General features: G+C 63.9%; 20 protein-coding genes and 1 tRNA gene. 14 read left to right on the forward strand and 7 right to left on the reverse strand.

The features are described 5' to 3' along the window. Positions 1-6: 6 nt before the first annotated feature. Positions 7-83 (forward strand) — tRNA-Asp (locus tag ACX1DW_RS02360). 258 nt (positions 84-341) lie between these two features. Then, on the forward strand, positions 342-1,091 hold the full coding sequence (locus ACX1DW_RS02365; RefSeq protein WP_063539994.1) for an FKBP-type peptidyl-prolyl cis-trans isomerase: 750 nt from the start codon (positions 342-344) through the stop codon (positions 1,089-1,091). 70 nt (positions 1,092-1,161) lie between these two features. Here ACX1DW_RS02365 and bfr read toward each other — a convergent pair whose 3' ends face one another. Together bfr and ACX1DW_RS02375 are read right to left on the reverse strand one after the other, a co-directional pair. Further along, on the reverse strand, positions 1,162-1,632 hold the full coding sequence (bfr, locus tag ACX1DW_RS02370; protein WP_011913876.1) for a bacterioferritin: 471 nt from the start codon (positions 1,630-1,632) through the stop codon (positions 1,162-1,164). 203 nt (positions 1,633-1,835) lie between these two features. Beyond that, complete coding sequence (locus ACX1DW_RS02375) at positions 1,836-2,054, reverse strand: bacterioferritin-associated ferredoxin (protein WP_063539993.1); 219 nt, start codon at positions 2,052-2,054, stop codon at positions 1,836-1,838. Positions 2,055-2,321: 267 nt separating this feature from the next. Between ACX1DW_RS02375 and ACX1DW_RS02380 the strand changes: the two genes are divergently transcribed. Both ACX1DW_RS02380 and ACX1DW_RS02385 read left to right on the forward strand, forming a co-directional pair. Next, positions 2,322-3,515, forward strand: coding sequence for a GGDEF domain-containing protein (locus ACX1DW_RS02380; protein ID WP_458992694.1), 1,194 nt, complete (start codon positions 2,322-2,324; stop codon positions 3,513-3,515). A gap of 41 nt (positions 3,516-3,556) precedes the next feature. After that, entirely contained in the window at positions 3,557-4,096 is a 540-nt protein-coding gene (locus tag ACX1DW_RS02385) for a YaeQ family protein (protein ID WP_133456584.1), read from the forward strand. A 27-nt stretch (positions 4,097-4,123) separates the two neighbouring features. Here the strand turns inward: ACX1DW_RS02385 and ACX1DW_RS02390 are convergent, their stop codons facing one another. Genes ACX1DW_RS02390 through ACX1DW_RS02400 form a run of 3 tightly spaced genes read right to left on the reverse strand, consistent with a single transcriptional unit; the run spans position 4,124 to position 6,482 of the window. Next, the gene (locus ACX1DW_RS02390; RefSeq protein ID WP_458992695.1) at positions 4,124-5,035 is read right to left on the reverse strand and encodes a 5-oxoprolinase subunit C family protein; all 912 of its coding nucleotides are present in this window, start codon (positions 5,033-5,035) and stop codon (positions 4,124-4,126) included. After that, a complete protein-coding gene (gene pxpB, locus ACX1DW_RS02395) occupies positions 5,032-5,736 on the reverse strand; it encodes a 5-oxoprolinase subunit PxpB (protein WP_125868015.1) in 705 nt (234 codons plus the stop codon). The genes ACX1DW_RS02390 and pxpB overlap by 4 nt, the downstream gene beginning before the upstream one ends. Then, positions 5,733-6,482 (reverse strand): 5-oxoprolinase subunit PxpA, encoded by a 750-nt coding sequence (locus ACX1DW_RS02400; RefSeq protein WP_458992696.1) that lies wholly within the window; start codon positions 6,480-6,482, stop codon positions 5,733-5,735. Before ACX1DW_RS02400 ends, pxpB begins: the two co-directional genes overlap by 4 nt. A gap of 261 nt (positions 6,483-6,743) precedes the next feature. Here ACX1DW_RS02400 and recJ point away from each other — a divergent pair, with 261 nt between their 5' ends. From recJ to ACX1DW_RS02450, 10 genes are all read left to right on the forward strand, one after another. Next, positions 6,744-8,459 (forward strand): single-stranded-DNA-specific exonuclease RecJ, encoded by a 1,716-nt coding sequence (gene recJ, locus ACX1DW_RS02405; RefSeq protein ID WP_458992697.1) that lies wholly within the window; start codon positions 6,744-6,746, stop codon positions 8,457-8,459. Positions 8,460-8,587: 128 nt separating this feature from the next. After that, complete coding sequence (locus ACX1DW_RS02410) at positions 8,588-10,681, forward strand: molybdopterin oxidoreductase family protein (RefSeq protein ID WP_458992698.1); 2,094 nt, start codon at positions 8,588-8,590, stop codon at positions 10,679-10,681. A 93-nt stretch (positions 10,682-10,774) separates the two neighbouring features. Continuing rightward, a complete protein-coding gene (locus ACX1DW_RS02415; protein ID WP_458992699.1) occupies positions 10,775-11,884 on the forward strand; it encodes an NADH:flavin oxidoreductase/NADH oxidase in 1,110 nt (369 codons plus the stop codon). 42 nt (positions 11,885-11,926) lie between these two features. Next, a complete protein-coding gene (locus tag ACX1DW_RS02420) occupies positions 11,927-12,643 on the forward strand; it encodes a tellurite resistance TerB family protein (protein WP_110776401.1) in 717 nt (238 codons plus the stop codon). Positions 12,644-12,767: 124 nt separating this feature from the next. After that, a protein-coding gene (prfB, locus tag ACX1DW_RS02425) for a peptide chain release factor 2 (protein ID WP_458992700.1) occupies positions 12,768-13,863 on the forward strand; the annotation gives its coding sequence in 2 pieces (ribosomal slippage) (positions 12,768-12,839 and positions 12,841-13,863; 1,095 coding nt in all). 63 nt (positions 13,864-13,926) lie between these two features. After that, entirely contained in the window at positions 13,927-15,429 is a 1,503-nt protein-coding gene (lysS, locus tag ACX1DW_RS02430; protein WP_458992701.1) for a lysine--tRNA ligase, read from the forward strand. 94 nt (positions 15,430-15,523) lie between these two features. Beyond that, positions 15,524-16,819 carry a flavohemoglobin expression-modulating QEGLA motif protein gene (locus tag ACX1DW_RS02435; RefSeq protein ID WP_458992702.1) on the forward strand — a complete coding sequence of 432 codons (1,296 nt, stop codon included), beginning with the start codon at positions 15,524-15,526 and terminating at the stop codon, positions 16,817-16,819. Positions 16,820-16,871: 52 nt separating this feature from the next. After that, the gene (locus tag ACX1DW_RS02440) at positions 16,872-17,531 is read left to right on the forward strand and encodes a Bax inhibitor-1 family protein (protein WP_133456594.1); all 660 of its coding nucleotides are present in this window, start codon (positions 16,872-16,874) and stop codon (positions 17,529-17,531) included. Between the two features lie 57 nt (positions 17,532-17,588). After that, positions 17,589-18,335 carry a TIGR00266 family protein gene (locus ACX1DW_RS02445; protein ID WP_133456595.1) on the forward strand — a complete coding sequence of 249 codons (747 nt, stop codon included), beginning with the start codon at positions 17,589-17,591 and terminating at the stop codon, positions 18,333-18,335. Positions 18,336-18,399: 64 nt separating this feature from the next. Continuing rightward, positions 18,400-18,723, forward strand: a complete 324-nt coding sequence (locus ACX1DW_RS02450; protein WP_458992703.1) for a hypothetical protein — start codon at positions 18,400-18,402, stop codon at positions 18,721-18,723. A 68-nt stretch (positions 18,724-18,791) separates the two neighbouring features. On the opposite strand, the gene ACX1DW_RS02455 is transcribed toward ACX1DW_RS02450, so the two are convergent. Beyond that, the gene (locus ACX1DW_RS02455) at positions 18,792-19,574 is read right to left on the reverse strand and encodes an OmpA family protein (RefSeq protein WP_133456596.1); all 783 of its coding nucleotides are present in this window, start codon (positions 19,572-19,574) and stop codon (positions 18,792-18,794) included. Between the two features lie 50 nt (positions 19,575-19,624). After that, positions 19,625-20,017, reverse strand: a complete 393-nt coding sequence (locus tag ACX1DW_RS02460; RefSeq protein ID WP_063539978.1) for a DUF4398 domain-containing protein — start codon at positions 20,015-20,017, stop codon at positions 19,625-19,627. Positions 20,018-20,196: the final 179 nt, after the last annotated feature.

Here is a 20,196-nt window from a genome sequence, read left to right on the forward strand (position 1 = left end):
TTTAGCGCAGCGGTAGTTCAGTCGGTTAGAATACCGGCCTGTCACGCCGGGGGTCGCGGGTTCGAGTCCCGTCCGCTGCGCCATATTCGCTTCACGGGAATACTGAACGCCCTGAAGCAACGAAGAAAACGGCCTTAGGGGCCGTTTTTTTTTGCCCGCTTTCTGGCGGTCCGGATCGCTGCCCCGGTTCATTCATCGCCCCGCGCAGAAATGCTACGCGCTTCCTTTCTTTGCCATCTCTTTACGATCGTTGCCGGGAGGCGCGGTAGCCAGTGTCCGGATGCACTGATAAGCTCGGCCATTCGTTATCGATATGCCTCCAGCGTAATTAAGGAAACAGCATGAGACTGAGACATCAACGTTTGGCACCTGCGGTTGCGCTGGTCGGCCTGGTACTTGCCGGCTGCGATTCGCAGACCAGTGTCAAACTGGACACTCCGGCGCAGAAGGCGTCCTACGGTATCGGCCTGAACATGGGCAAGAGCCTTGCGCAGGAGGGCATGGATGATCTCGATTCCCAGGCTGTAGCGCAGGGTATCGAAGACGCCATCGGCAACAAGGAGCAGAAGCTCACCGATGAGCAGCTGATGGAAGCCTTCACGTTCCTGCAGACGCGCGCCGAAGAGCGTATGGCCGAGATGAACGCCAAGGCGGTCGAGGCCGGCAAGAAGTTTCTCGAAGAGAATGCCAAGCGTGAGGGTGTGAAGACCACCGAATCCGGCCTGCAGTACGAAGTCATCAAGTCGGCCGAGGGGCGTCAGCCGACTGAGAACGACGTAGTGACCGTTCACTACGAAGGCAGCCTGACCGATGGCACCGTTTTCGATAGCTCGATCAAGCGCGGCAGTCCGATCGACCTGCCGGTTGGCGGTGTGATTCCTGGCTGGGTCGAAGGCCTGCAGCTGATGCACGTCGGCGAGAAGTTCAAGCTCTATATCCCGAGCGAGCTGGCCTACGGCGAGCAGAGCCCGAGCCCGCTGATTCCGGCCAATTCGGTGCTGGTATTCGATCTCGAACTGCTGGACATCAAAGGTGACGAGGCCGAGGAGTCGGCTGCCGAGCAGCCTGCGGAGGCCCCGGAGCAGCAGTAAGCTAGATCGCTGGAAACGAAAACGCCCCGATCTGATCGGGGCGTTTTGTTTTGCGACTGTGCTTGGTGGATCAGTCGTCCATTTGCGACTGCAGGTAGTTCTCCAGGCCGACCTTGTCGATCAGGCCCAGCTGGGTTTCCAGCCAGTCGATATGTTCTTCCTCGGACTCGAGGATGTCTTCCAGCAGCTCCCGGCTGCCGTAGTCGCCGACGCTTTCGCAGTAGGCGATCGCGACCTTCAGATCCTGTACGCCGCCCTGTTCCAGCTTGAGATCGCACTCGAGCATCTCGCGGGTGTTCTCGCCGATCAGCAGCTTGCCGAGATCCTGCAGATTTGGCAGGCCTTCGAGGAAGAGGATGCGCTTGATCAGCTTGTCGGCATGCTTCATCTCGTCGATGGATTCGTCGTACTCGTGCTTGCCGAGCTTGCCGAGGCCCCAGTCCTCGTACATTCGCGCGTGCAGAAAGTACTGGTTAATGGCTACCAGCTCGTTACCGAGGATCTTGTTGAGATGCTGAATGACCAGCTTGTCGCCTTTCATGGAATTGTCTGCCTGGGCCGGTGGAAATAAATGCAGTCTGGGCACGCCAGGTCGAGCTGTCAAACCGTAACACTGTGCTAAGTGCTTGAATCAGAAAGCCAAAATCCAATGAGAATGGTTGCGTTCTGCGTCGCTTTAGCAAGCCTATGATTTGCGGGCAAAAAAAAGCCGGGTTCGCCCCGGCTCTTCTGGAATCCGTTTTTTCAGGCCTGGGCGAAACTGGCAGGGAAGGCGAGGGAGGCCTGGGCATTCTGTACGTCGCTGAGTGTTTCGCGCACCACCTGCTTGGCGACGCAGGCGCATTTGCCGCATTGGGTGGCCACGCCGGTGGTCTCGCGGACCTCACGATAACTGCAGCAGCCATCGTAGATGGCATCGCGAATCTGACCGTCGGTGACGCCTTGGCAAAGACAGACGTACATAAACACTGCTCGCTGTAGTTCGTTGATGCGGGTGATGCTAATCAGAATGAGAATAGTTGTCAAAGATCGTTCGTCGGCTTGTTGTCAGGGAGTGGGGAAAGAAGGGCTGCTGCGCTGCATTGTGCTCATGCATCCGAGCGACGCCCTGGCGCCCGTCGGTGCTCGCTGGCTTCTTGCCTCAGGCGCCGCGTAAACTGCCGTCCTCTTTGATCCCGCCTTTATCCGAGCCCAGTGAAGGATGCGGGGCTATTCCTGCGGAGCTGCACTGTGCATCTGGACGTTCCCACCCTGACGCTGGTGGACATATATGTGCTGCTCCTGCTCGGCGTACTGGTATTCTGCGCCTGGCGTAGCGGGCAGCGGGATTCGACGCTGGGTTGCACCTGTCTCATGCTGCTGTTCGGGACCGTCTCTACGGTGCTTGGCTCTCTGCGAGGCCTCGGTATCGACGTGGTGCCGATCGTGCTCGGCAACATCGCCCTGCAGCTGGCGCTGGCCATGAACTGGACGGCGATGCGCACCTTCGCCGGCCGGCGGCCTTATCTGCCTGGCATCGTTGCCGGGGCGCTGCTTTGGGGCGGGCTGTGTCTGGTGCCGGCGTTTTACTCGTCGCTGACTGCTCGGCTACTGCTGGCTTCGGCGCTGACGGTCATCTATACCGCGCTTGCCATGTTCGAACTCTGGCGTAGCCGGCTGCAAATATCCGTGTCACTGCGGCCCGCCATCGGGTTGATGATGTTCCATGTGGCGTTCTATCTGCTGCGCATGGTGGTGGACCGCGGCCAGCCGTTCGGTGACCCGGAGGCGGTGAGTTTCTTCGCCTTCGTGATCTTCGAGACGTTGCTCTATGCCATCGGAATTTCCTTCGTCACCCTGGCGATGGTCCGTGAGCGCGCCGAGCAGCAATATCGGCACGCCTCGCTCAGCGATCCGCTGACCGGCATCGGCAACCGGCGTTCGTTCATCGATGCCGGACAGGCTTTGCTCCAGCGTGGGCGCCTGCGTGGTGAACCGGTGGCTTTGCTGCTTTGCGATCTGGACTTCTTCAAGCGGCTCAACGACACCTTCGGTCATCAGGCTGGTGATCGCGCGCTGATCGATTTTGGCCAGGTGATCGCACGACGAATGCGGCGGCAAGATGTGTTCGGGCGGATCGGTGGTGAGGAGTTCGCCTGTCTGTTGGCCGATGCCGACGCGCTTGTCGCTCGCGAGGTGGCCGAGCGTATCCGTGCTGAGTTCGCGGCCATGCCCTTCGCCGAGCAAGGGCGGTTGAGCGTCAGCATCGGTGTGGCGGCTACCACCTCGCGTTACGAACTCGATGAGCTATTGGCGCAGGCTGATAGGGCGCTTTACGTGGCCAAGGCTGCGGGCCGCAATTGCACCCGCCTGGCCTGCGAAGATGGTGGGGCGCTGGTCGAGACTGCCACCGCTGCGCGGGGCGCGCCGGGGGTCGAGCTTTGAGGTAGACTGCCTGCCTTTTTTCCAACACGAAGCCCGCCAAAATGGCCCTGCAAGCTACGCCTTACAAAGTCGAGCTGAACCTCACGGACTTGGACCGTGGCGTCTATGAGAATCTGCGCTTCACCGTTGCCAGGCACCCTTCGGAAACCGAGGAGCGCCTGGGTGTGCGTCTGATCGCTTATGCGCTCTGGTATAGCGAGCAGCTGGCGTTCGGCCGCGGGCTGTCGGATGTGGATGAACCGGCGCTCTGGGAGAAGAGCCTGGATGGCCGCGTCCTGCACTGGATCGAGGTCGGTCAGCCGGACGCCGAGCGCCTGACCTGGTGCTCGCGGCGCGCCGAGCGAGTCAGTCTTTTGGCCTACGGCAACCTGCGGGTCTGGCAGGGCAAGGTGGTCGAGGCGGTTAAGGGGCTGAAGAACCTTTCCATCGCCACGGTCGACTCCGAGTCGCTTGCCGACCTGGTGAAAGACCTGCCGAGAAGCCTGCAATGGGGGGTGATGATCAGCGACGGTACGCTGTTCATCACCGACGAGCGCGGGCAGTTCGAAGTGTCGCTCAGCTGGCTGCTCGGCGAGCGCTGATGGCATGACCTGTTCGCCGCGTTGAGCCTAGCGCCATTGGTTGAGCAGCGACCGTTGCTCGCGCTGCGCAGCCTCCAGCGAGACAGGTCTGAGGCGGATCACGCTACCTGGCAGGCACTGCGCCAACTGCGCCACAGCAAAGGGTGTCAGTGCGCCGAGCCGAGGGTAGCCGCCGATTGTCTGGCGGTCGTTGAGCAGGATGATCGGCTGGCCGTCGGCCGGGACCTGAATCGCGCCCAGCGGAATTCCTTCGGAAACCATCGACGAAGCCTTGCAATGAAGCGTCGGGCCGAGCAAGCGGACGCCCATTCGATCGGCGCGCTGATCGACGACCCACTCGCCATTGAATGCCGCAAACAGGCTCGTCCCGCTGAAGGCGGCGATCTGTGCCCCTGGCACCACTGAAAGGACACCGCCGGACAGCGCCGTTATCGCTTGTGCTGGCAGTTCCCTCGAGACGGCAGCGTGGCCCTGCCAGCACAAGCGGTCGCCCTCGCGCAGCGCGCGTCCGTCGCCGGCTAGCCCACCCATCTGCTCCCGTCCCACCGTTGCGCAGCTCCCGAGCACTCGCGGGGCCTGAAAGCCGCCCGGAGCGGCGAGATAGGCGCGGACGCCATGACGTGGCTGGCTGAAGGTCAGCAGCTGGCCCCGGCTGATCGTGAAGGCGTGCCCCGGTGCGATGGGCTGGCCGTCCAGCGTTGCGCCGAGATCGGCGCCACAGATGGCGAGGCGGGCATCGGTCTCGGCGCGTAGACGGAAGTTTCCGAGGGTCACCTCCACCACCGGCGCGGCAAGAGGGTTGCCGAGCAGCCAGTTCGCCCAGGCGCAAGAGAGCCAATCCACCGCGCCGCCCTGGGTCACCCCGAGGTGGCGAACACCGAAACGCCCACGGTCCTGAATGCTGGCGAGTGCGCCGGCCTGCTCGACGACCAGGCTCATGGCGCGGCCTCGAACGGGCTGTCGTCGCCGCCCAGGCGGATGAATTCGGTGCGCTCGACCGCGACGAAACGTACCCGGTCGCCAGGTTGCAATAGGCTGTGTTGGTCGGACTCGCGGTCGAACAGGCGCGTCGGACTGCGGCCGATCAGGTTCCAGCCGCCCGGTGACTGCGCCGGATAAATCGCGGTCTGCCGGTCGGCGATACCCACGCTGCCAGCCGGTACCTGCTTGCGCGGCGTGGCCAGGCGCGGGCTGGCGAGCCGCTCATCGATTAGTCCGAGGAAGGCGAAGCCCGGCGCGAACCCGAGGGCGAACACCTGGTAAACATGCGCGCTGTGTCGTTCGATGACTCCGCCGACGCCCAACCCGCTGCGCTCGCCAAGGTACTCCAGCTCAGGGCCGACGTGGCGGTCATACCACACCGGGATCTCGTGCAGGCGGCCGCTTCGGGTCGTTGCCGGGCGCAGGCCATCCAGGGCGGTGGCGATCAGGCCGCGCGCCTGGCGATCATCGAGCAGGGTCAGGTCATAGTGGACGAGGAGTGTGGTGTAGGAGGGCACCAGGTCGATCAGCGCGGTATCGAAGGCCTCCTCGATGCGGTCCCTGGCGGCGAGCAGCCAGGGCATGTTGCCTTCGTCGATCTGGTCGAAAAGTCGCAGCATCAAGCAATCGACACCGACCACCTCGATTTGCGGCTTCACGGTGTGATCGCCTGTAAGGACTGGCGAATGCGCTGCACGGCGAGAATGGAAGCGGCGTTGTCGCCATGCACGCAGAGCGTGTCGGCCTGCAGGGTCAAGGTGCCGCCATCGAGGGTGGTGAGGGCCTCGCCGCGAGCCAGGCGCAGGGCCTGGTCGGCCACCCTGTCGCTGTCATGGTGTACCGCGCCTGGCAGCTTGCGGTTCACCAGCATGCCGGCGTTGTCGTAAGCGCGGTCGGCGAAAACCTCGAACCACAGGGTGATGCCCATCTCCGCTGCCATCGCCTGGCTGGCACTGTTGTCACGAGTGGACATCAGCATCAGCGGCAGGCTGTCGCTGTACGCCTTGATCGCTGCCATTACAGCCCGTAGCAGCTCCGGGTCACGCATCATGTCGTTGTACAGCGCGCCGTGAGGCTTGATGTAGCGGACCTGGGTTCCTTCGGCACGGCAAATTCCCTCGAGGGCGCCGACCTGATAGAGCAGCATGTTCTCCACTTCGGCTGGCGTACAGGCCATTGAGCGACGGCCGAAACCGACCAGATCCGGATAGCCCGGATGTGCGCCGATGAGCACGCCATGCCGTTGTGCGAGTGCAACCGTGCGGCGCATGACCTGCGGGTCGGATGCATGGAAGCCGCAGGCGATGTTGGCGCAGTCGATGAGCGGCATCACTTCGGCGTCGAGGCCCATCGTCCAGGCGCCGAAGCTCTCGCCAATGTCGCAGTTCAATAACAGACGTCCCATTTGGAGGGCTCCTTCGAATGGTCGATGCGCAGCGGTGTAGCGGATGGCCAGGCGCCGTGGTTGCGTTAGATTATCCGACATAGCGCCGGCAGCCTGCACGAGTGCCGGATTCGACATTGCTGTATGCTTGCCCGCCTCGTCGGCCAAGCCGGCGGAGCCAGGTCATGATCCGTTCCGATCCGCTGAGTCCCTTTGCTTCGCAGGCGGCCCGCAGGGCAAGCAGTTCACGCCCTCAATCCGTTTTGACCGAGACCGGAACCCATGCGTATCGAACCCCGCCCCCTGCCCGAGCAGCTGCCCGACCTTGGCGAGCTGCCGCCGCTGCTGCAGCGCCTCTACGCGGCGCGTGGCGTGACTTGCGCGGAGGAGCTGGACAAGGGGTTGGCGCGGTTGATTCCTTATAAGCAGCTCAAGGGCATCGATGCCGCGGTCGAGCTGCTGGTCGAGGCGCTGGAAAAGCGCCAGCGCATCCTGTTCGTCGGCGACTTCGATGCCGACGGCGCCACCGCGAGCAGCGTCGGCGTGCTCGGCCTGCGTCAGCTGGGGGCGGCGCATGTCGATTATCTGGTGCCCAATCGCTTCGAATACGGCTACGGGCTGACGCCCGAAATCGTTGCCGTCGCCTTGCAGCGCGAACCCGACCTGCTGGTGACCGTGGATAACGGCATTTCCAGCGTCGACGGTGTCGCGGCGGCCAAGGCGGCCGGGCTCAAGGTGCTGGTCACCGACCACCATCTGCCGGGCCACGAACTGCCTGCGGCGGATGCCATCGTCAATCCCAACCAGCCGGAATGTACCTTCCCGAGCAAGTGCATCGCCGGTGTCGGGGTGATCTTCTACGTGCTGCTGGCCCTGCGCGCACGGCTGCGTGACCTCGGTTGGTTCGCCCGTCAGGGCTGGCCCGAGCCGAACCTGGCCGAGCTGCTCGATCTGGTGGCGCTGGGCAGCGTCGCCGACGTGGTGCCGCTGGACGCCAACAACCGCATCCTCGTCCATCAGGGCCTGGCGCGAATTCGCGCGGGGCGGGCTCGGCCGGGGCTGCGGGCGATTCTCGAGGTTGCCGGGCGGGATCATCGGCGCATCACCTCCACCGACCTGGGCTTCATCCTCGGCCCGCGATTGAACGCGGCCGGTCGGCTGGATGATATGTCGCTGGGCATCGAATGCCTGCTCTGCGAGGACGAGGCGCTGGCGCGGGATATGGCGACCCAGCTCGATCAGCTCAATCAAGACCGCAAGAGCATCGAGCAGGGCATGCAACGCGAGGCGCTGGCGCAGCTCAAGGACCTGCCGCTGGAGGACCTGCCGTTCGGCCTGTGCCTGTTCGAGCCGGACTGGCACCAGGGCGTGATCGGCATCCTCGCCTCGCGCCTGAAGGAGCGCTACCACCGCCCGACCATCGCCTTCGCCGATGCTGGCGACGGGCTGCTCAAAGGGTCGGCGCGCTCGGTGCCGGGCTTTCATATCCGCGATGCGCTGGACGCGGTCGCCGCCAGGCATCCCGGCCTGATCAGCAAGTTCGGCGGGCACGCCATGGCGGCCGGGCTGTCGCTGCCACAAGCGAACTTCGGTGCCTTCGCCGCGGCCTTCGATGCCGAAGTGCGCCGCCAGCTGTGCGAGGACGATCTTACCGGTCGGCTGCTCACCGACGGCCAGCTCAGCGTCGAGGAATTCCATCTGGAGCTGGCGCGTGCGCTGCGCAACGCCGGACCCTGGGGCCAGCATTTTCCCGAGCCGATGTTCCATGGTGTGTTCCAGCTGGTGCAGCAACGTATCGTCGGCGAGCGCCATCTCAAGCTTGTGCTCAAGAGCGAATGCGGATCGCTGACGCTGGACGGCATCGCCTTCAACGTCGACCGCGAGATCTGGCCGAACCCGACGGTGCGCTGGGCGGAGCTGGCCTACAAGCTCGACGTCAACGAGTACCGTGGCCAGGAAAGCGTGCAGCTGATGGTGGCGCATATCGCCCCGCGCTGACCGATGCATGCCAGCCGACGATAGGCCGGCTGAATCGGCCGGCATTCCCCGCCGGAACGTTCGATTGTTGCCTGCCGCCGCCGCGCCTAGAGTGGCGAGACAACAACAGCGCCATGCGGGAACCCGAAATGAGCGATATCAGCGTCCATCACCGTGCCTGCCATCTGTGCGAAGCCATCTGCGGCCTGACCATCCAGACCGAAGGCGAGCGCATCCTTTCGATCAAGGGCGACCCCCTCGACAGCTTCAGCCGCGGCCATATCTGTCCGAAGGCAGTGGCGCTGCAGGACATCCAGGACGACCCCGATCGCCTGCGCCACCCGATGCGCCGCTGCGGCGAAGAGTGGCAGGCCATCAGCTGGGACGAGGCCTACGAGCTGGTCGCCGAGCGCCTGGCCGAGATCCGCGAGCGCCACGGCAGCAATGCCGTGGCCATCTACCAAGGCAACCCGAGTGTGCATAACTACGGGCTGACGACCCACAGCAACTATTTCCTCGGCTTGCTGAAAACGCGCAACCGCTTCTCCGCGACCTCGGTCGACCAGCTGCCGCACCACCTAACCAGCCATCTGATGTACGGTCACGGCCTGCTGCTGCCGGTGCCGGATATCGATCACACCGATTTCATGCTGATTCTCGGCGGCAACCCTTTGGCCTCTAACGGCAGCATCATGACCGTGCCCGATGTGGAAAAGCGGCTGAAGGCGATCCGCGCCCGCGGCGGCAAGCTGGTGGTGGTCGACCCGCGCCGCAGCGAGACTGCCGCCATCGCCGATCAGCATCTGTTCGTGCGGCCCGGACAGGACGCCGCGCTGTTGTTCGGCCTGCTCAACACCCTGTTCGAGGAAGGGCTGACGCGTGCCAGCGAACTGCCGCTGGACGGCATCGAGGAAGTGCGCACGGCGATCGCCGCCTTTACGGCAGAAGCGATGAGCGCCCGTTGCGGAGTACCGGCCCAGCAGATCCGCCAGCTGGCGCGGGACTTCGCGGCAGCGGACAGGGCGGTTTGCTACGGACGCATGGGCGTTTCGACTCAGGCCTTCGGCACGCTCTGCCAGTGGCTGGTGCAGCTGATCAACCTGATCACCGGTAATCTCGATCGGGTCGGTGGCGCGCTGTGCACCGAGCCGGCGGTGGATCTGGTGGAGACCACCAAGGGCGGCCATTTTGACGCCTGGCGTAGTCGGGTTTCGCAACTGCCCGAATACGGCGGCGAACTACCGGTAGCGGCATTGGCCGAAGAGATGCTCGAGCCTGGGGACGGGCAGGTACGTGCGCTGATCACCGTGGCCGGCAACCCGGTGCTCTCCACGCCCAACGGCCGCAAGCTGGAGCAGGCGCTGGATGGCCTGGAGTTCATGCTCAGCGTGGACTTCTACATCAACGAGACGACCCGCTATGCCGACGTGATCCTGCCGCCGACCGCACCGCTGGAGCACGACCATTACGACACGACATTCAATCTGCTCGCCGTGCGCAACGTCACCCGCTTCAACCAGCCGGTGCTGCCCAAGCCCGTGGGCGCGCAGCACGACTGGGAAATCTTTATCGGCCTGGCCAAGGCCTACGCCGGGCGGGTGGGCGTCGAGCTCAAGCCGACCATGCCGCCGCAGCAGATGATGGACCTGGCGCTGCGTCATGGGCCCTATGGTGACAAGTCCGAGCGCAAGCTGAGCCTGGCAGCGCTGGAGGATTATCCCCACGGGCTGGATCTCGGGCCGCTCAAGCCGAATCTGGCGCGGCGCTTGAAAACGCCGAACAAGCGCATCCAGGCCGCGCCGGCGCTGATGCTGGACGATCTGCAGCGTTTCGCCGCGCAGCCCCAGGCGGGGGCCGACGAGCTGTTGCTGATCGGCCGTCGCCATGTACGCAGCAACAACTCCTGGATGCACAACTACCAGCGCCTGGTGAAGGGCAAGCCGCGTCATCAGCTGCTGATGCACCCTGCGGACATGGCGGCGCGGACGTTGCAGGACGGCCAGCGGGTGCGCGTGCATTCGCGGGTCGGCGTGGTCGAGGTGGAGGCGCTGGCCAGCGAGGAGATGATGCCCGGCGTGGTCAGCCTGCCGCACGGCTGGGGCCATGCGCGGCCGGGCGTGCAGCTGGATATCGCGCGACAGCAACCGGGCGCCAGCAGCAACGACCTGACCGACGAGCGCCAGCTGGACGTTTCTGGCAACGCCGCGCTCAACGGTGTGCCGGTGCAGGTCAGCGCCGCCTGACCAGCGACTTTGCCCGCCGCGGGCTGGGCATGGCCGCGGAAACGGTCTCTACTGACGGGTGTCCAACCCGCATCCACGACAGTAGAGGCCGTCATGTCCCAGCTCTTCCAGCCGCTTACCCTGCGCCAGCTCAAACTGCCCAACCGGATTGCCGTATCGCCCATGTGCCAGTACTCGGCGAAGGCGGGGATGGCCAACGACTGGCATCTGGTGCATCTGGGCAGTCGAGCCGTCGGTGGCGCCGGGCTGGTGATTGTCGAGGCGACGGCGGTCAGCCCTGAGGGGCGTATTTCGCCGGACGACCTGGGTATCTGGTCCGACGAGCATGTCGAGCCATTGCGGCGGATCACCCGCTTCATCGAGGCGCAGGGCGCATTCGCCGGTGTGCAGCTGGCCCATGCCGGGCGCAAGGCGAGCACCTGGCGGCCCTGGCTCGGCAAGCATGGCAGCGTACCGATCGCTGCCGGCGGCTGGACCCCGGTGGGGCCGTCCGCCATCGCCTTCTCGCCGGAACATGCCGTGCCCACGGCGCTGGACGATGCCGGCATCGCGGGCGTCGTGCAGGCGTTCGTCGAGGCAGCCGAGCGCTCGCTGGCAGCTGGTTTCAAGATCGCCGAAGTGCATGCGGCCCATGGCTACCTGCTGCATCAGTTTCTTTCACCGCTTTCCAACCAGCGTCAGGATCGCTATGGCGGCTCGTTCGACAATCGCATCCGTCTGCTGCTGGAGGTCACCGCTGCGGTGCGCCAGGTCTGGCCCGAGGAGTTGCCGCTGTTCGTCCGCCTCTCGGCGACCGACTGGGTCGATGATGGCTGGAATGCAGACGAAACGGTCGAGCTTGCACGGCGGCTCAAGGATGTCGGCGTCGACCTGATCGACGTGTCGTCGGGCGGCACCGCGGCCAACGCCGATATTCCAGTCGGGCCGGGCTACCAGACTCAGTTTGCCGAGCGCGTGCGTAAGGAAGCGGGTATTGCCACCGGAACGGTCGGCATGATTACCGAGGCGGTGCAGGCCGAACATATCCTGCGCACCGGCCAGGCCGACCTGATCCTGCTCGCCCGCGAACTGCTGCGCGACCCGTACTGGCCGCTGCATGCCGCCGAATACCTGCGCGACGGGTCGGTGGCCTGGCCGGCGCAGTACGTGCGTGCCGCCCATCGCGATACGCCGATCCGTCAGGTGCCCGAGTCGTTTGACTGAGCACTGCTGTTCAATCCTGATCTAATCCTTTTGGGGACTTCGATGAAAACCAGTGGCCTTCTCGATCAACTGCTCAGGTCCGGTCAGGACCTGCTGCAGAAGCAGCAATCCAGTGCAGGTGGCAAACCTGGCAAAGGCGGTTTGAGCGACCTGCTTTCCGGCGTTGGCGGCGGTTCGCTCGGCAATGCCCTGTCGGGCGCCGGTGGCGGCGCGCTGGCGGCCGGTGCCATGGGCTTGCTGCTGGGCAACCGCAAGGTACGCAAGATGGGAGGCAAGGCGGTGACCTACGGCGGTCTGGCGGCACTCGGGGTGCTGGCCTACAAGGCTTACAGCAACTGGCAGGCACAGCAGGGCGGGACACAGCAGCAGACGCCTCAGACCATCGATCGCCTGCCGCCGGCAGAGGTCGAGGTCCACAGCCAGGGCATTCTCAAGGCACTGGTGGCAGCAGCCAAGGCCGACGGCCATGTCGATGCCCGAGAGCGTCAGCTGATCGAGGCGGAGCTGGGCAAGCTGGCCGATGCTGATCTGCAGCAGTGGCTGGAGGCCGAACTGAACAAGCCGCTGGACCCGGCCGACGTGGCCAGTGCCGCCAGCACCCCGGAGATGGCTGCCGAGATGTACCTGGCCAGCGTACTGATGGTCGACGAGGAGCATTTCATGGAGCGTGCCTACCTCGACGAACTGGCTCGCTGCCTGCAGCTCGATCCGCAACTCAAAGGCGAACTGGAAAGCCAGGTACGTGGTGTCAGTGCCTGACCAGCCATCATGAGGGCAAATCCGTTTCCTGACCGTCCGCCGGCACGCCCAGCGGGCTGTCAGCACGGGTTGGCTGAGTTATAATCGCCGGCTTTTGCACCGTCCGATTGAGAGCTGCCTACCTATGGAAATCAACCCGATCCTCACCAGCATCAAGGACCTGTCCGAGCGCACCCAGTCAATTCGGGGGTATCTTTGACTACGATCAGAAGCATGATCGTCTCGTCGAAGTAAACCGCGAACTCGAAGACCCGAACGTCTGGAACAAGCCCGAATACGCCCAGAGCCTGGGCCGTGAACGCGCTACCCTGGCGCAGATCGTCGAAACCATCGACGACCTGACCGGTAGCCTGGCCGATTCGCGCGACCTGCTGGAAATGGCCGCCGAAGAAAACGACGAAGGCGCCGTGAACGACATCGTGGCCGAAGTCGAGCGCCTGCGCGAAATTCTCGAGAAGCTCGAGTTCCGCCGCATGTTCAGCCACGAGATGGACCCCAACAACTGCTACCTCGATATCCAGGCTGGCTCCGGCGGTACCGAGGCCCAGGATTGGGCCAACATCCTGCTGCGCATGTACCTGCGCTGGGCCGACAAGCGCGGCTTCAGCGCCGAGATCGTCGAGCTGTCCGAGGGTGAGGTCGCCGGCATCAAGGGCGCCACCGTACACATCAAGGGCGAATACGCCTTCGGCTGGCTGCGCACCGAGATCGGCGTGCACCGCCTGGTGCGCAAGAGTCCGTTCGACTCCGGCGCCCGTCGCCACACCTCGTTCTCGGCGGTATTCGTATCGCCCGAGATCGACGACAAGGTGGAGATCGAGATCAACCCGGCCGACCTGCGCATCGACACCTACCGCTCCTCTGGTGCCGGTGGTCAGCACGTCAACACCACCGATTCGGCAGTGCGTATCACCCACGTGCCGACCAATACCGTGGTGGCCTGCCAGAACGAACGTTCCCAGCACGCGAACAAGGACACCGCCATGAAGATGCTGCGGGCCAAGTTGTACGAGCTGGAAATGCAGAAGCGCAACGCCGCCTCTCAGGCGCTGGAAGACAGCAAGTCGGACATCGGCTGGGGCCACCAGATCCGTTCCTACGTGCTCGACGACTCGCGCATCAAGGATCTGCGTACCGGCGTGGAACGCAGCGATTGCCAGAAGGTGCTCGACGGCGACCTCGACGGGTACCTCGAAGCCAGCCTCAAACAGGGGCTCTGAGCGCAGCCGCACGCCTCAAGCCGCAAGCACCCCATTGAAACGATTTGACCGGGACGACCCGCAATGAGCGAACAACCGCTGAACCAGCACGCCATCCAAGAGGAAGAAAACAAGCTGATTGCCCAGCGCAAGGAAAAGCTTGCTGCCGTGCGTGAGCAGGGCAATGCCTTCCCCAACGACTTCCGTCGTGACAGCTATGCAGGCGACCTGCAGAAACAGTACGCCGAGAAGACCAAGGAGGAGCTGGAAGCGGCCGCCATTCCGGTCAAGGTCGCCGGACGTATCATGCTCAACCGCGGGCCGTTCATGGTGCTGCAGGACATGAGCGGGCGCATCCAGGTCTATGTCGATCGCAAGATGCTGCCGGCCGAGCAGGTCGAGGCGGTCAAGCACTTCGACCTGGGCGACATCATCGCCGCCGAGGGCACCCTGGCGCGCTCCGGCAAGGGTGACCTGTACGTCTACATGAGCAACGTGCGCCTGCTGACCAAGTCGCTGCGCCCGCTGCCGGACAAGTTCCACGGCCTGACCGACACCGAGCAGCGCTATCGCCAGCGCTACGTCGACCTGATGGTGAACGAGGAGGTGCGCGAAACCTTCCGCGTGCGCTCGAAGGTCATCGCCCACATCCGCAAGTTCCTCGCCGAGCGTGATTTCCTCGAAGTGGAAACGCCGATGCTGCAGACCATCCCCGGCGGCGCCGCGGCCAAGCCGTTCGAAACCCACCACAACGCGCTGGACATGCCGATGTTCCTGCGCATCGCGCCGGAGCTCTACCTCAAGCGTCTGGTGGTCGGTGGCTTCGAGCGCGTGTTCGAGATCAACCGCAACTTCCGTAACGAAGGCGTCTCGACCCGGCACAACCCCGAGTTCACCATGCTCGAGTTCTACCAGGCCTATGCCGACTACGAAGACAACATGGACCTGACCGAGGAGCTGTTCCGCGAGCTGGCCCAGGCCGTGCTCGGCAGCACCGACGTGCCCTATGGCGACAAGGTGTTCCACTTCGGCGAGCCGTTCGCGCGCCTGTCGGTGTTCGACTCGATCCTCAAGTTCAACCCGGAAATCTCGGCCTCCGATCTCAACGATCTGGAGAAGGCCCGCACCATCGCCAAGAAGGCCGGCGCCAAGCTGCTCGGTCACGAAGGCCTGGGCAAGCTGCAGGTGATGATTTTCGAGGAGCTGGTCGAGCACAAGCTGGAACAGCCGACCTTCATCACCGAGTATCCGTTCGAGGTCTCGCCGCTGGCCCGGCGCAACGATCGCAACCCCAACGTCACCGACCGCTTCGAGCTGTTCATTGGTGGCCGCGAGATCGCCAACGCCTATTCCGAGCTCAACGATGCCGAGGATCAGGCCGAGCGCTTCCACGCCCAGGTGGCCGACAAGGACGCCGGCGATGACGAGGCCATGCACTTCGACGCCGACTTCGTTCGTGCGCTGGAATACGGCATGCCGCCGACCGCCGGCGAGGGCATCGGCATCGACCGTCTGGTGATGCTGCTGACCAACTCGCCATCGATCCGCGACGTGATCCTCTTCCCGCACATGCGCCCGGAAGTCTGATCCACTGGCTGTGAAGGTCACCAACCCGCAGTGTGCTGGCGCAGCATCTGCGGGTATAACCTCAACGGTACGGATCATCCGTGAAGAGGTAGCGATGAATACCCGCAACAACCTGGACGAATACCAGAGCATTGTGCGTGCGCTGTCCGACCGCATCGTAGAGGCGCAAACCCCGGTGCGCGTGCTGGACGCGGTGAAGTGGGACGAGAACACCCGCCAGGGCTTTTTCGCCGCCAAGGGCCGTGAGCTGCCGAAGATCGATCGCGCCTACTACGAAGGCCGCCCGCTGGCCTTCGACTCCAGCGCGAAGAAGCAGGAATTCCAGGACATCGAGCGTGACATCACCCGTCAGCTCGGCCAGTTCAACCCGGTCGGGCAGATCATGCGGCGCATGTGCAAGGAATACCGCATGGTCATCCGCATGCTCGAGGCGCGCGGCACGCCGGACTTCGGCATGATCTCCCAGGAACTCTACGGCGCGGCATCCGATGCCTTCCACGCCGGTGACCCAACCCTGGCCGACCTCGGTCTGATGCTCTCCGATTACCTGAACAACATCGCCGATCGCGGTGACCTGCGCGACGAGCCGAAGAATCTCACCGCGCCGCAGGCCGTGGAGCTGCTGCAGAAACGGCTGGACGTGGTGTTCGGCGAAGGCGAGGGCGTGATCCGCGTCTTCGAGTCCGACGGCATCCTCGCCGACGCTGCGGCCGGTGCCGACTACATCAAGATCCGCAGCGACGCGCTGTTCAACGAGCGTGACGTACGCGCACTGGAAGTCCACGAAGGGCTGGTGCACGTCGGCACCACGCTCAACGGGCAGAACCAGCCGATCTGCACCTTCCTGGCCAAGGGGCCGCCGTCTTCCACGGTCACTCAGGAAGGCCTGGCAATCCTGATGGAGGTGATTGCCTTCGCCTCCTACCCGACGCGCCTGCGCAAGCTGACCAACCGCACCCGCGCCATCCACATGGCCGAGGAGGGCGCGGATTTCCTCGACGTGTTTGGCTTTTTCCGCGAGCAGGGCTATGGCGACGACGAGAGCTACAGCAACGCCAGCCGCGTGTTCCGCGGCTCGACCCCCGATGGTCTGCCCTTCACCAAGGACCTGTCCTACCTCAAGGGCTTCATCATGATCTACAACTACATCCAGCTCGCCGTGCGTAAAGGCCGGCTGGAGCAGATCCCGCTGCTGTTCTGCGGCAAGACCACGCTTGAGGACATGCGCACGCTGCGCCAGCTGGTAGACGAGGGCATGGTCGCCCCGCCCAAGTACCTGCCGCAGCAGTTCCAGGACCTCAATGCGCTGTCGGCCTGGATGTGCTTCTCCAACTTCCTCAATCACCTGAGCCTCGATCGTATCGAGGCGGACTACGCCAACATCCTCTGAGCCGACTCGGCGCAGGCCCCGAATCAATCATCACGCAAGGAAGCGTATCGACATGGAAAACCCCGTCTTCGCCCGGCAGTCCAGCCCACTGGACCGTACCCTCTCGGCTGGCGCCTACAACCTCGTCATCGGGCTGACCCTCTGCTGGGGCTTCTGGGTCAACTGGTGGATGGTCGGCAACATTCCGGTCGAGTCCATTCGCAGCATCCATCCCTGGCTGTTCTTCGGCGGCTACTTCGCCAGCTGCCTGACCGGCGCGTGGCTGTTCCACCGCTCGAACAAGCCCTGGGTGAGCTTTCTCGGCTATAACCTGGTGGTGGTCCCGTTCGGGCTGATCGTCAACCTGGTGGTGAGCCGCTACGACAGCGCACTGGTGCACGAGGCGATCCGTATCACGGCGCTGGTGACCCTGGGCATGATGGCGCTCGGCACGCTGTTTCCGCGCTTCTTCGCCAGCATCGCCAGTGCACTGACGGTGGCGCTGCTGCTGGTGATCGTCGTCGAGCTGGTCGAGCTGTTCATCCTCGGCATCCACCATGGCGTGATCGACTGGATCGTGGTGCTGATCTTCTGCGGTTATGTGGGCGTCGATTGGGGGCGGGCGAACCAGATTCCCAAGACCCTGGACAACGCCATCGACAGCGCCGCCGCGCTCTATATGGACATCATCAATCTGTTCCTGCGTATCCTGCGCATTCTCGGGCGCAAGTAGGCGAGGGCAGCCGAGGCCGCTTTCGCCGCGCTGCAATCACAGGATCAGGAGCTCGCCGTGGCCAGTCACGAACTCGAATACGAAATCCTCGGACAATCCGCGCAGAGCGTGGAAATCATTCTCGACCCCGGCGAGACGGTGATCGCCGAGGCCGGCGCAATGAACTACATGACCGACGGTGTGCGCTTCGAAGCACGCATGGGCGACGGCTCGGCGAGCGGTGTGCTCGGCAAGCTGTTGGGCATGGGCAAGCGGATGATCACCGGCGAGTCGCTGTTCCTCACCCATTTCACCAATGAAGGCAAAGGCAAGTCGCGTGTGGCCTTCGCTGCGCCTTATCCCGGTACGGTGGTGCCGGTGGACCTCGCCGCGGTAGGCGGCACGCTGATCTGCCAGAAGGACTCGTTCCTCTGTGCCGCTTTCGGCACGCGGATCGGCGTGAGCTTCAGCAAGCGCATCGGCGCGGGCTTCTTCGGCGGCGAGGGCTTCGTCCTGCAGCGTCTGGATGGCGATGGGCTGGCCTTCGTACACGCGGGTGGAACGGTAATCCGCAAGGAGTTGAACAACGAAACCCTGCGCCTGGATACCGGCTGCCTGGTCGCGTTCACCCAGGGCATCGACTACGACATCCAGCTGGCCGGTGGGCTGCGCAGCATGCTGTTCGGCGGCGAAGGGCTGCTGCTGACGACCCTGAAGGGCACCGGCAGCGTCTGGATCCAGAGCCTGCCGTTCTCGCGGCTGGCCGAACGGGTCTACGAGGCGACCTACCAGGCCCGCGGCGAAACCCGTGCCGGTGGAAAATGAGGCGACTCGCAGCGCGCCAGATTTGTCACAATCCGCTTTTGACTTTGTCCTGCCGAGATTATCCATGTCCGAACGTAATCTGATCCCCTATATCCTCACCGCCGTCGGCACCGTCATCGGGACGGTCGGGGTGCTCAGCTACTACGGCTACGTGCATGTCGCCAAGCCCGAGGATGCCTTGTTGCTGGCGGACTTCACCATGCTCAAGACCATACCGGGCGAGGATTATCGGGTATCGCTGAAGCCGGCCTCGCAGGTGGCTCAGTGCATTGATGGTGTGCTGGTGCTGTTCGATACCGAGCAGAAGGGCCTGACCGGCGTGCTGGTGGACAACAGGAAGCGGGCAGTGCGCTGCATGGGCCAGGACGCGCCGCAGGCGAGCAAATAGAACAGCCCGTCAGGGCGACGGGCTGCAAAAGGGGCTGGGCATCAGTGCGCGATGCCCATGCTTCACGGTCACTCCATCGACGAGCGTGGCGCGACGCGCTTGTCGTCGTTGGAGATGGTCACCTCGACGCGGCGATTCATGGCGCGGCTGGACGGCGAGTCGTTGCTCGCAACCGGGTACTGCTCGCCATAGCCCACCGCCTGGATGCGCTGTGGGTCGACGCCCGCGTGGGTCAATGCGCGGCGCACGGATTGGGCGCGGCGCTCGGACAGCTGCTGGTTGTAAGAGTCGGAGCCGGTGCTGTCGGTATAACCCTCGACCACCACCTTGCGCTCCGGATTCTCGTTCAGGAACTCAGCAAGCTTCTGGATGCCGCGCATGCCGGCGGGTTTCAGTTCGGCCTTGTCCAGGTCGAACAGCACGTCACCGAAGGTCACCAGCGTGCCGCGTTCGGTCTGCTTGGCCTGCATGTCTTCCTGCAGCTTGCGAATCTGCGCCTCGCGCGCTTCCAGGCGCGCCTCGGCGCGCTGTGCCGAAGTCTTGCCCAGATCCTCTTCGGCGCTGCGCAGGGCAATGGTCTGTTCGGCCAGCTCGATGCGGCGCTTGGTCAGGTAGGCCAGCTGGTCCACCGTCTCCTCGTCCGCATCGTTCAGATAGGCCTTGTTGGCCTTGTCCAGCATGGTGCCGGCATCCTGGGTTTCCAGAGCGGCCAGCTTGTTGGCACGCGAGTCGGCCTGCAGCGCGGAGTAGCTGCTGCGGGCTTCTTCGAGGTTCTGATTGGGCTGGTTGGCGCAGGCCACCAGGCCAATGCTCAGAGCCAGAAGAGTCGGTAGGGTTACGAGCTTGTGCATGACGAATTCATCCTTTGTGCAATAAACGGAATGTCGAACCTGATGCGGGTTCAGCGAACGCTGCGCATACTTTCCTCGCGCAGCTCACGGATTCCCTGCTGTGCGTCCTCAACGGCCTTCTGCGCCTTGGCCGCTTCGGCCTTGCGCTCGGCAACGCGGGCATCCCATTCGGCCTGTTCGGCCAGCTTGCGGGCTTGTTCGTAGTTTTCCTTCTGCATGGCCAGCTCGGCCTCTTTCCATTTTTCCTGCGCGGCACGCATCTCCACGGCGGCGTACTCGGTGCCGCCCGCGCTGACCGCGCTGCGCACTGCCGATTCGGTCACCGCGAACTGCTCGGTCGGTGGGTTGCCCGCACAGGCCGTCAGCAGCAGGCCGCCCAATGCAATGGCTGCAAGCTTGGGTAGCTGGAATCTCGAAGCGTGGGTTGCGACAGCTTTGTTCATGGTCAGTCTCCAGTTCGAATTGCTTAACGGATAGCTACCGTCCCTGGCCGGGCAGTGGGCTGATTAGTGCACTACCGATGTCGGGACATATTTTTGTGAGGTCACACGGCGCCAAACGTTCCGTCGAATTGGCGGGCTAGAGCGGTCGTCAGCGAAACGGCAAGGGGGTGAAGTGTGTA

The sequence above is a fragment of the Stutzerimonas sp. KH-1 genome (assembly GCF_054483855.1).

Excerpts from the sequence above, each read along its gene's own strand:
- ACX1DW_RS02365 (WP_063539994.1), top strand. The coding sequence starts at position 342 with ATGAGACTGAGACATCAACGTTTGGCACCTGCGGTTGCGCTGGTCGGC.
- bfr (WP_011913876.1), bottom strand. The coding sequence starts at position 1,632 with ATGAAAGGCGACAAGCTGGTCATTCAGCATCTCAACAAGATCCTCGGT.
- ACX1DW_RS02375 (WP_063539993.1), bottom strand. The coding sequence starts at position 2,054 with ATGTACGTCTGTCTTTGCCAAGGCGTCACCGACGGTCAGATTCGCGAT.
- ACX1DW_RS02385 (WP_133456584.1), top strand. The coding sequence starts at position 3,557 with ATGGCCCTGCAAGCTACGCCTTACAAAGTCGAGCTGAACCTCACGGAC.
- ACX1DW_RS02390 (WP_458992695.1), bottom strand. The coding sequence starts at position 5,035 with ATGAGCCTGGTCGTCGAGCAGGCCGGCGCACTCGCCAGCATTCAGGAC.
- ACX1DW_RS02400 (WP_458992696.1), bottom strand. The coding sequence starts at position 6,482 with ATGGGACGTCTGTTATTGAACTGCGACATTGGCGAGAGCTTCGGCGCC.
- recJ (WP_458992697.1), top strand. The coding sequence starts at position 6,744 with ATGCGTATCGAACCCCGCCCCCTGCCCGAGCAGCTGCCCGACCTTGGC.
- ACX1DW_RS02410 (WP_458992698.1), top strand. The coding sequence starts at position 8,588 with ATGAGCGATATCAGCGTCCATCACCGTGCCTGCCATCTGTGCGAAGCC.
- ACX1DW_RS02415 (WP_458992699.1), top strand. The coding sequence starts at position 10,775 with ATGTCCCAGCTCTTCCAGCCGCTTACCCTGCGCCAGCTCAAACTGCCC.
- ACX1DW_RS02420 (WP_110776401.1), top strand. The coding sequence starts at position 11,927 with ATGAAAACCAGTGGCCTTCTCGATCAACTGCTCAGGTCCGGTCAGGAC.
- lysS (WP_458992701.1), top strand. The coding sequence starts at position 13,927 with ATGAGCGAACAACCGCTGAACCAGCACGCCATCCAAGAGGAAGAAAAC.
- ACX1DW_RS02435 (WP_458992702.1), top strand. The coding sequence starts at position 15,524 with ATGAATACCCGCAACAACCTGGACGAATACCAGAGCATTGTGCGTGCG.
- ACX1DW_RS02440 (WP_133456594.1), top strand. The coding sequence starts at position 16,872 with ATGGAAAACCCCGTCTTCGCCCGGCAGTCCAGCCCACTGGACCGTACC.
- ACX1DW_RS02450 (WP_458992703.1), top strand. The coding sequence starts at position 18,400 with ATGTCCGAACGTAATCTGATCCCCTATATCCTCACCGCCGTCGGCACC.
- ACX1DW_RS02455 (WP_133456596.1), bottom strand. The coding sequence starts at position 19,574 with ATGCACAAGCTCGTAACCCTACCGACTCTTCTGGCTCTGAGCATTGGC.
- ACX1DW_RS02460 (WP_063539978.1), bottom strand. The coding sequence starts at position 20,017 with ATGAACAAAGCTGTCGCAACCCACGCTTCGAGATTCCAGCTACCCAAG.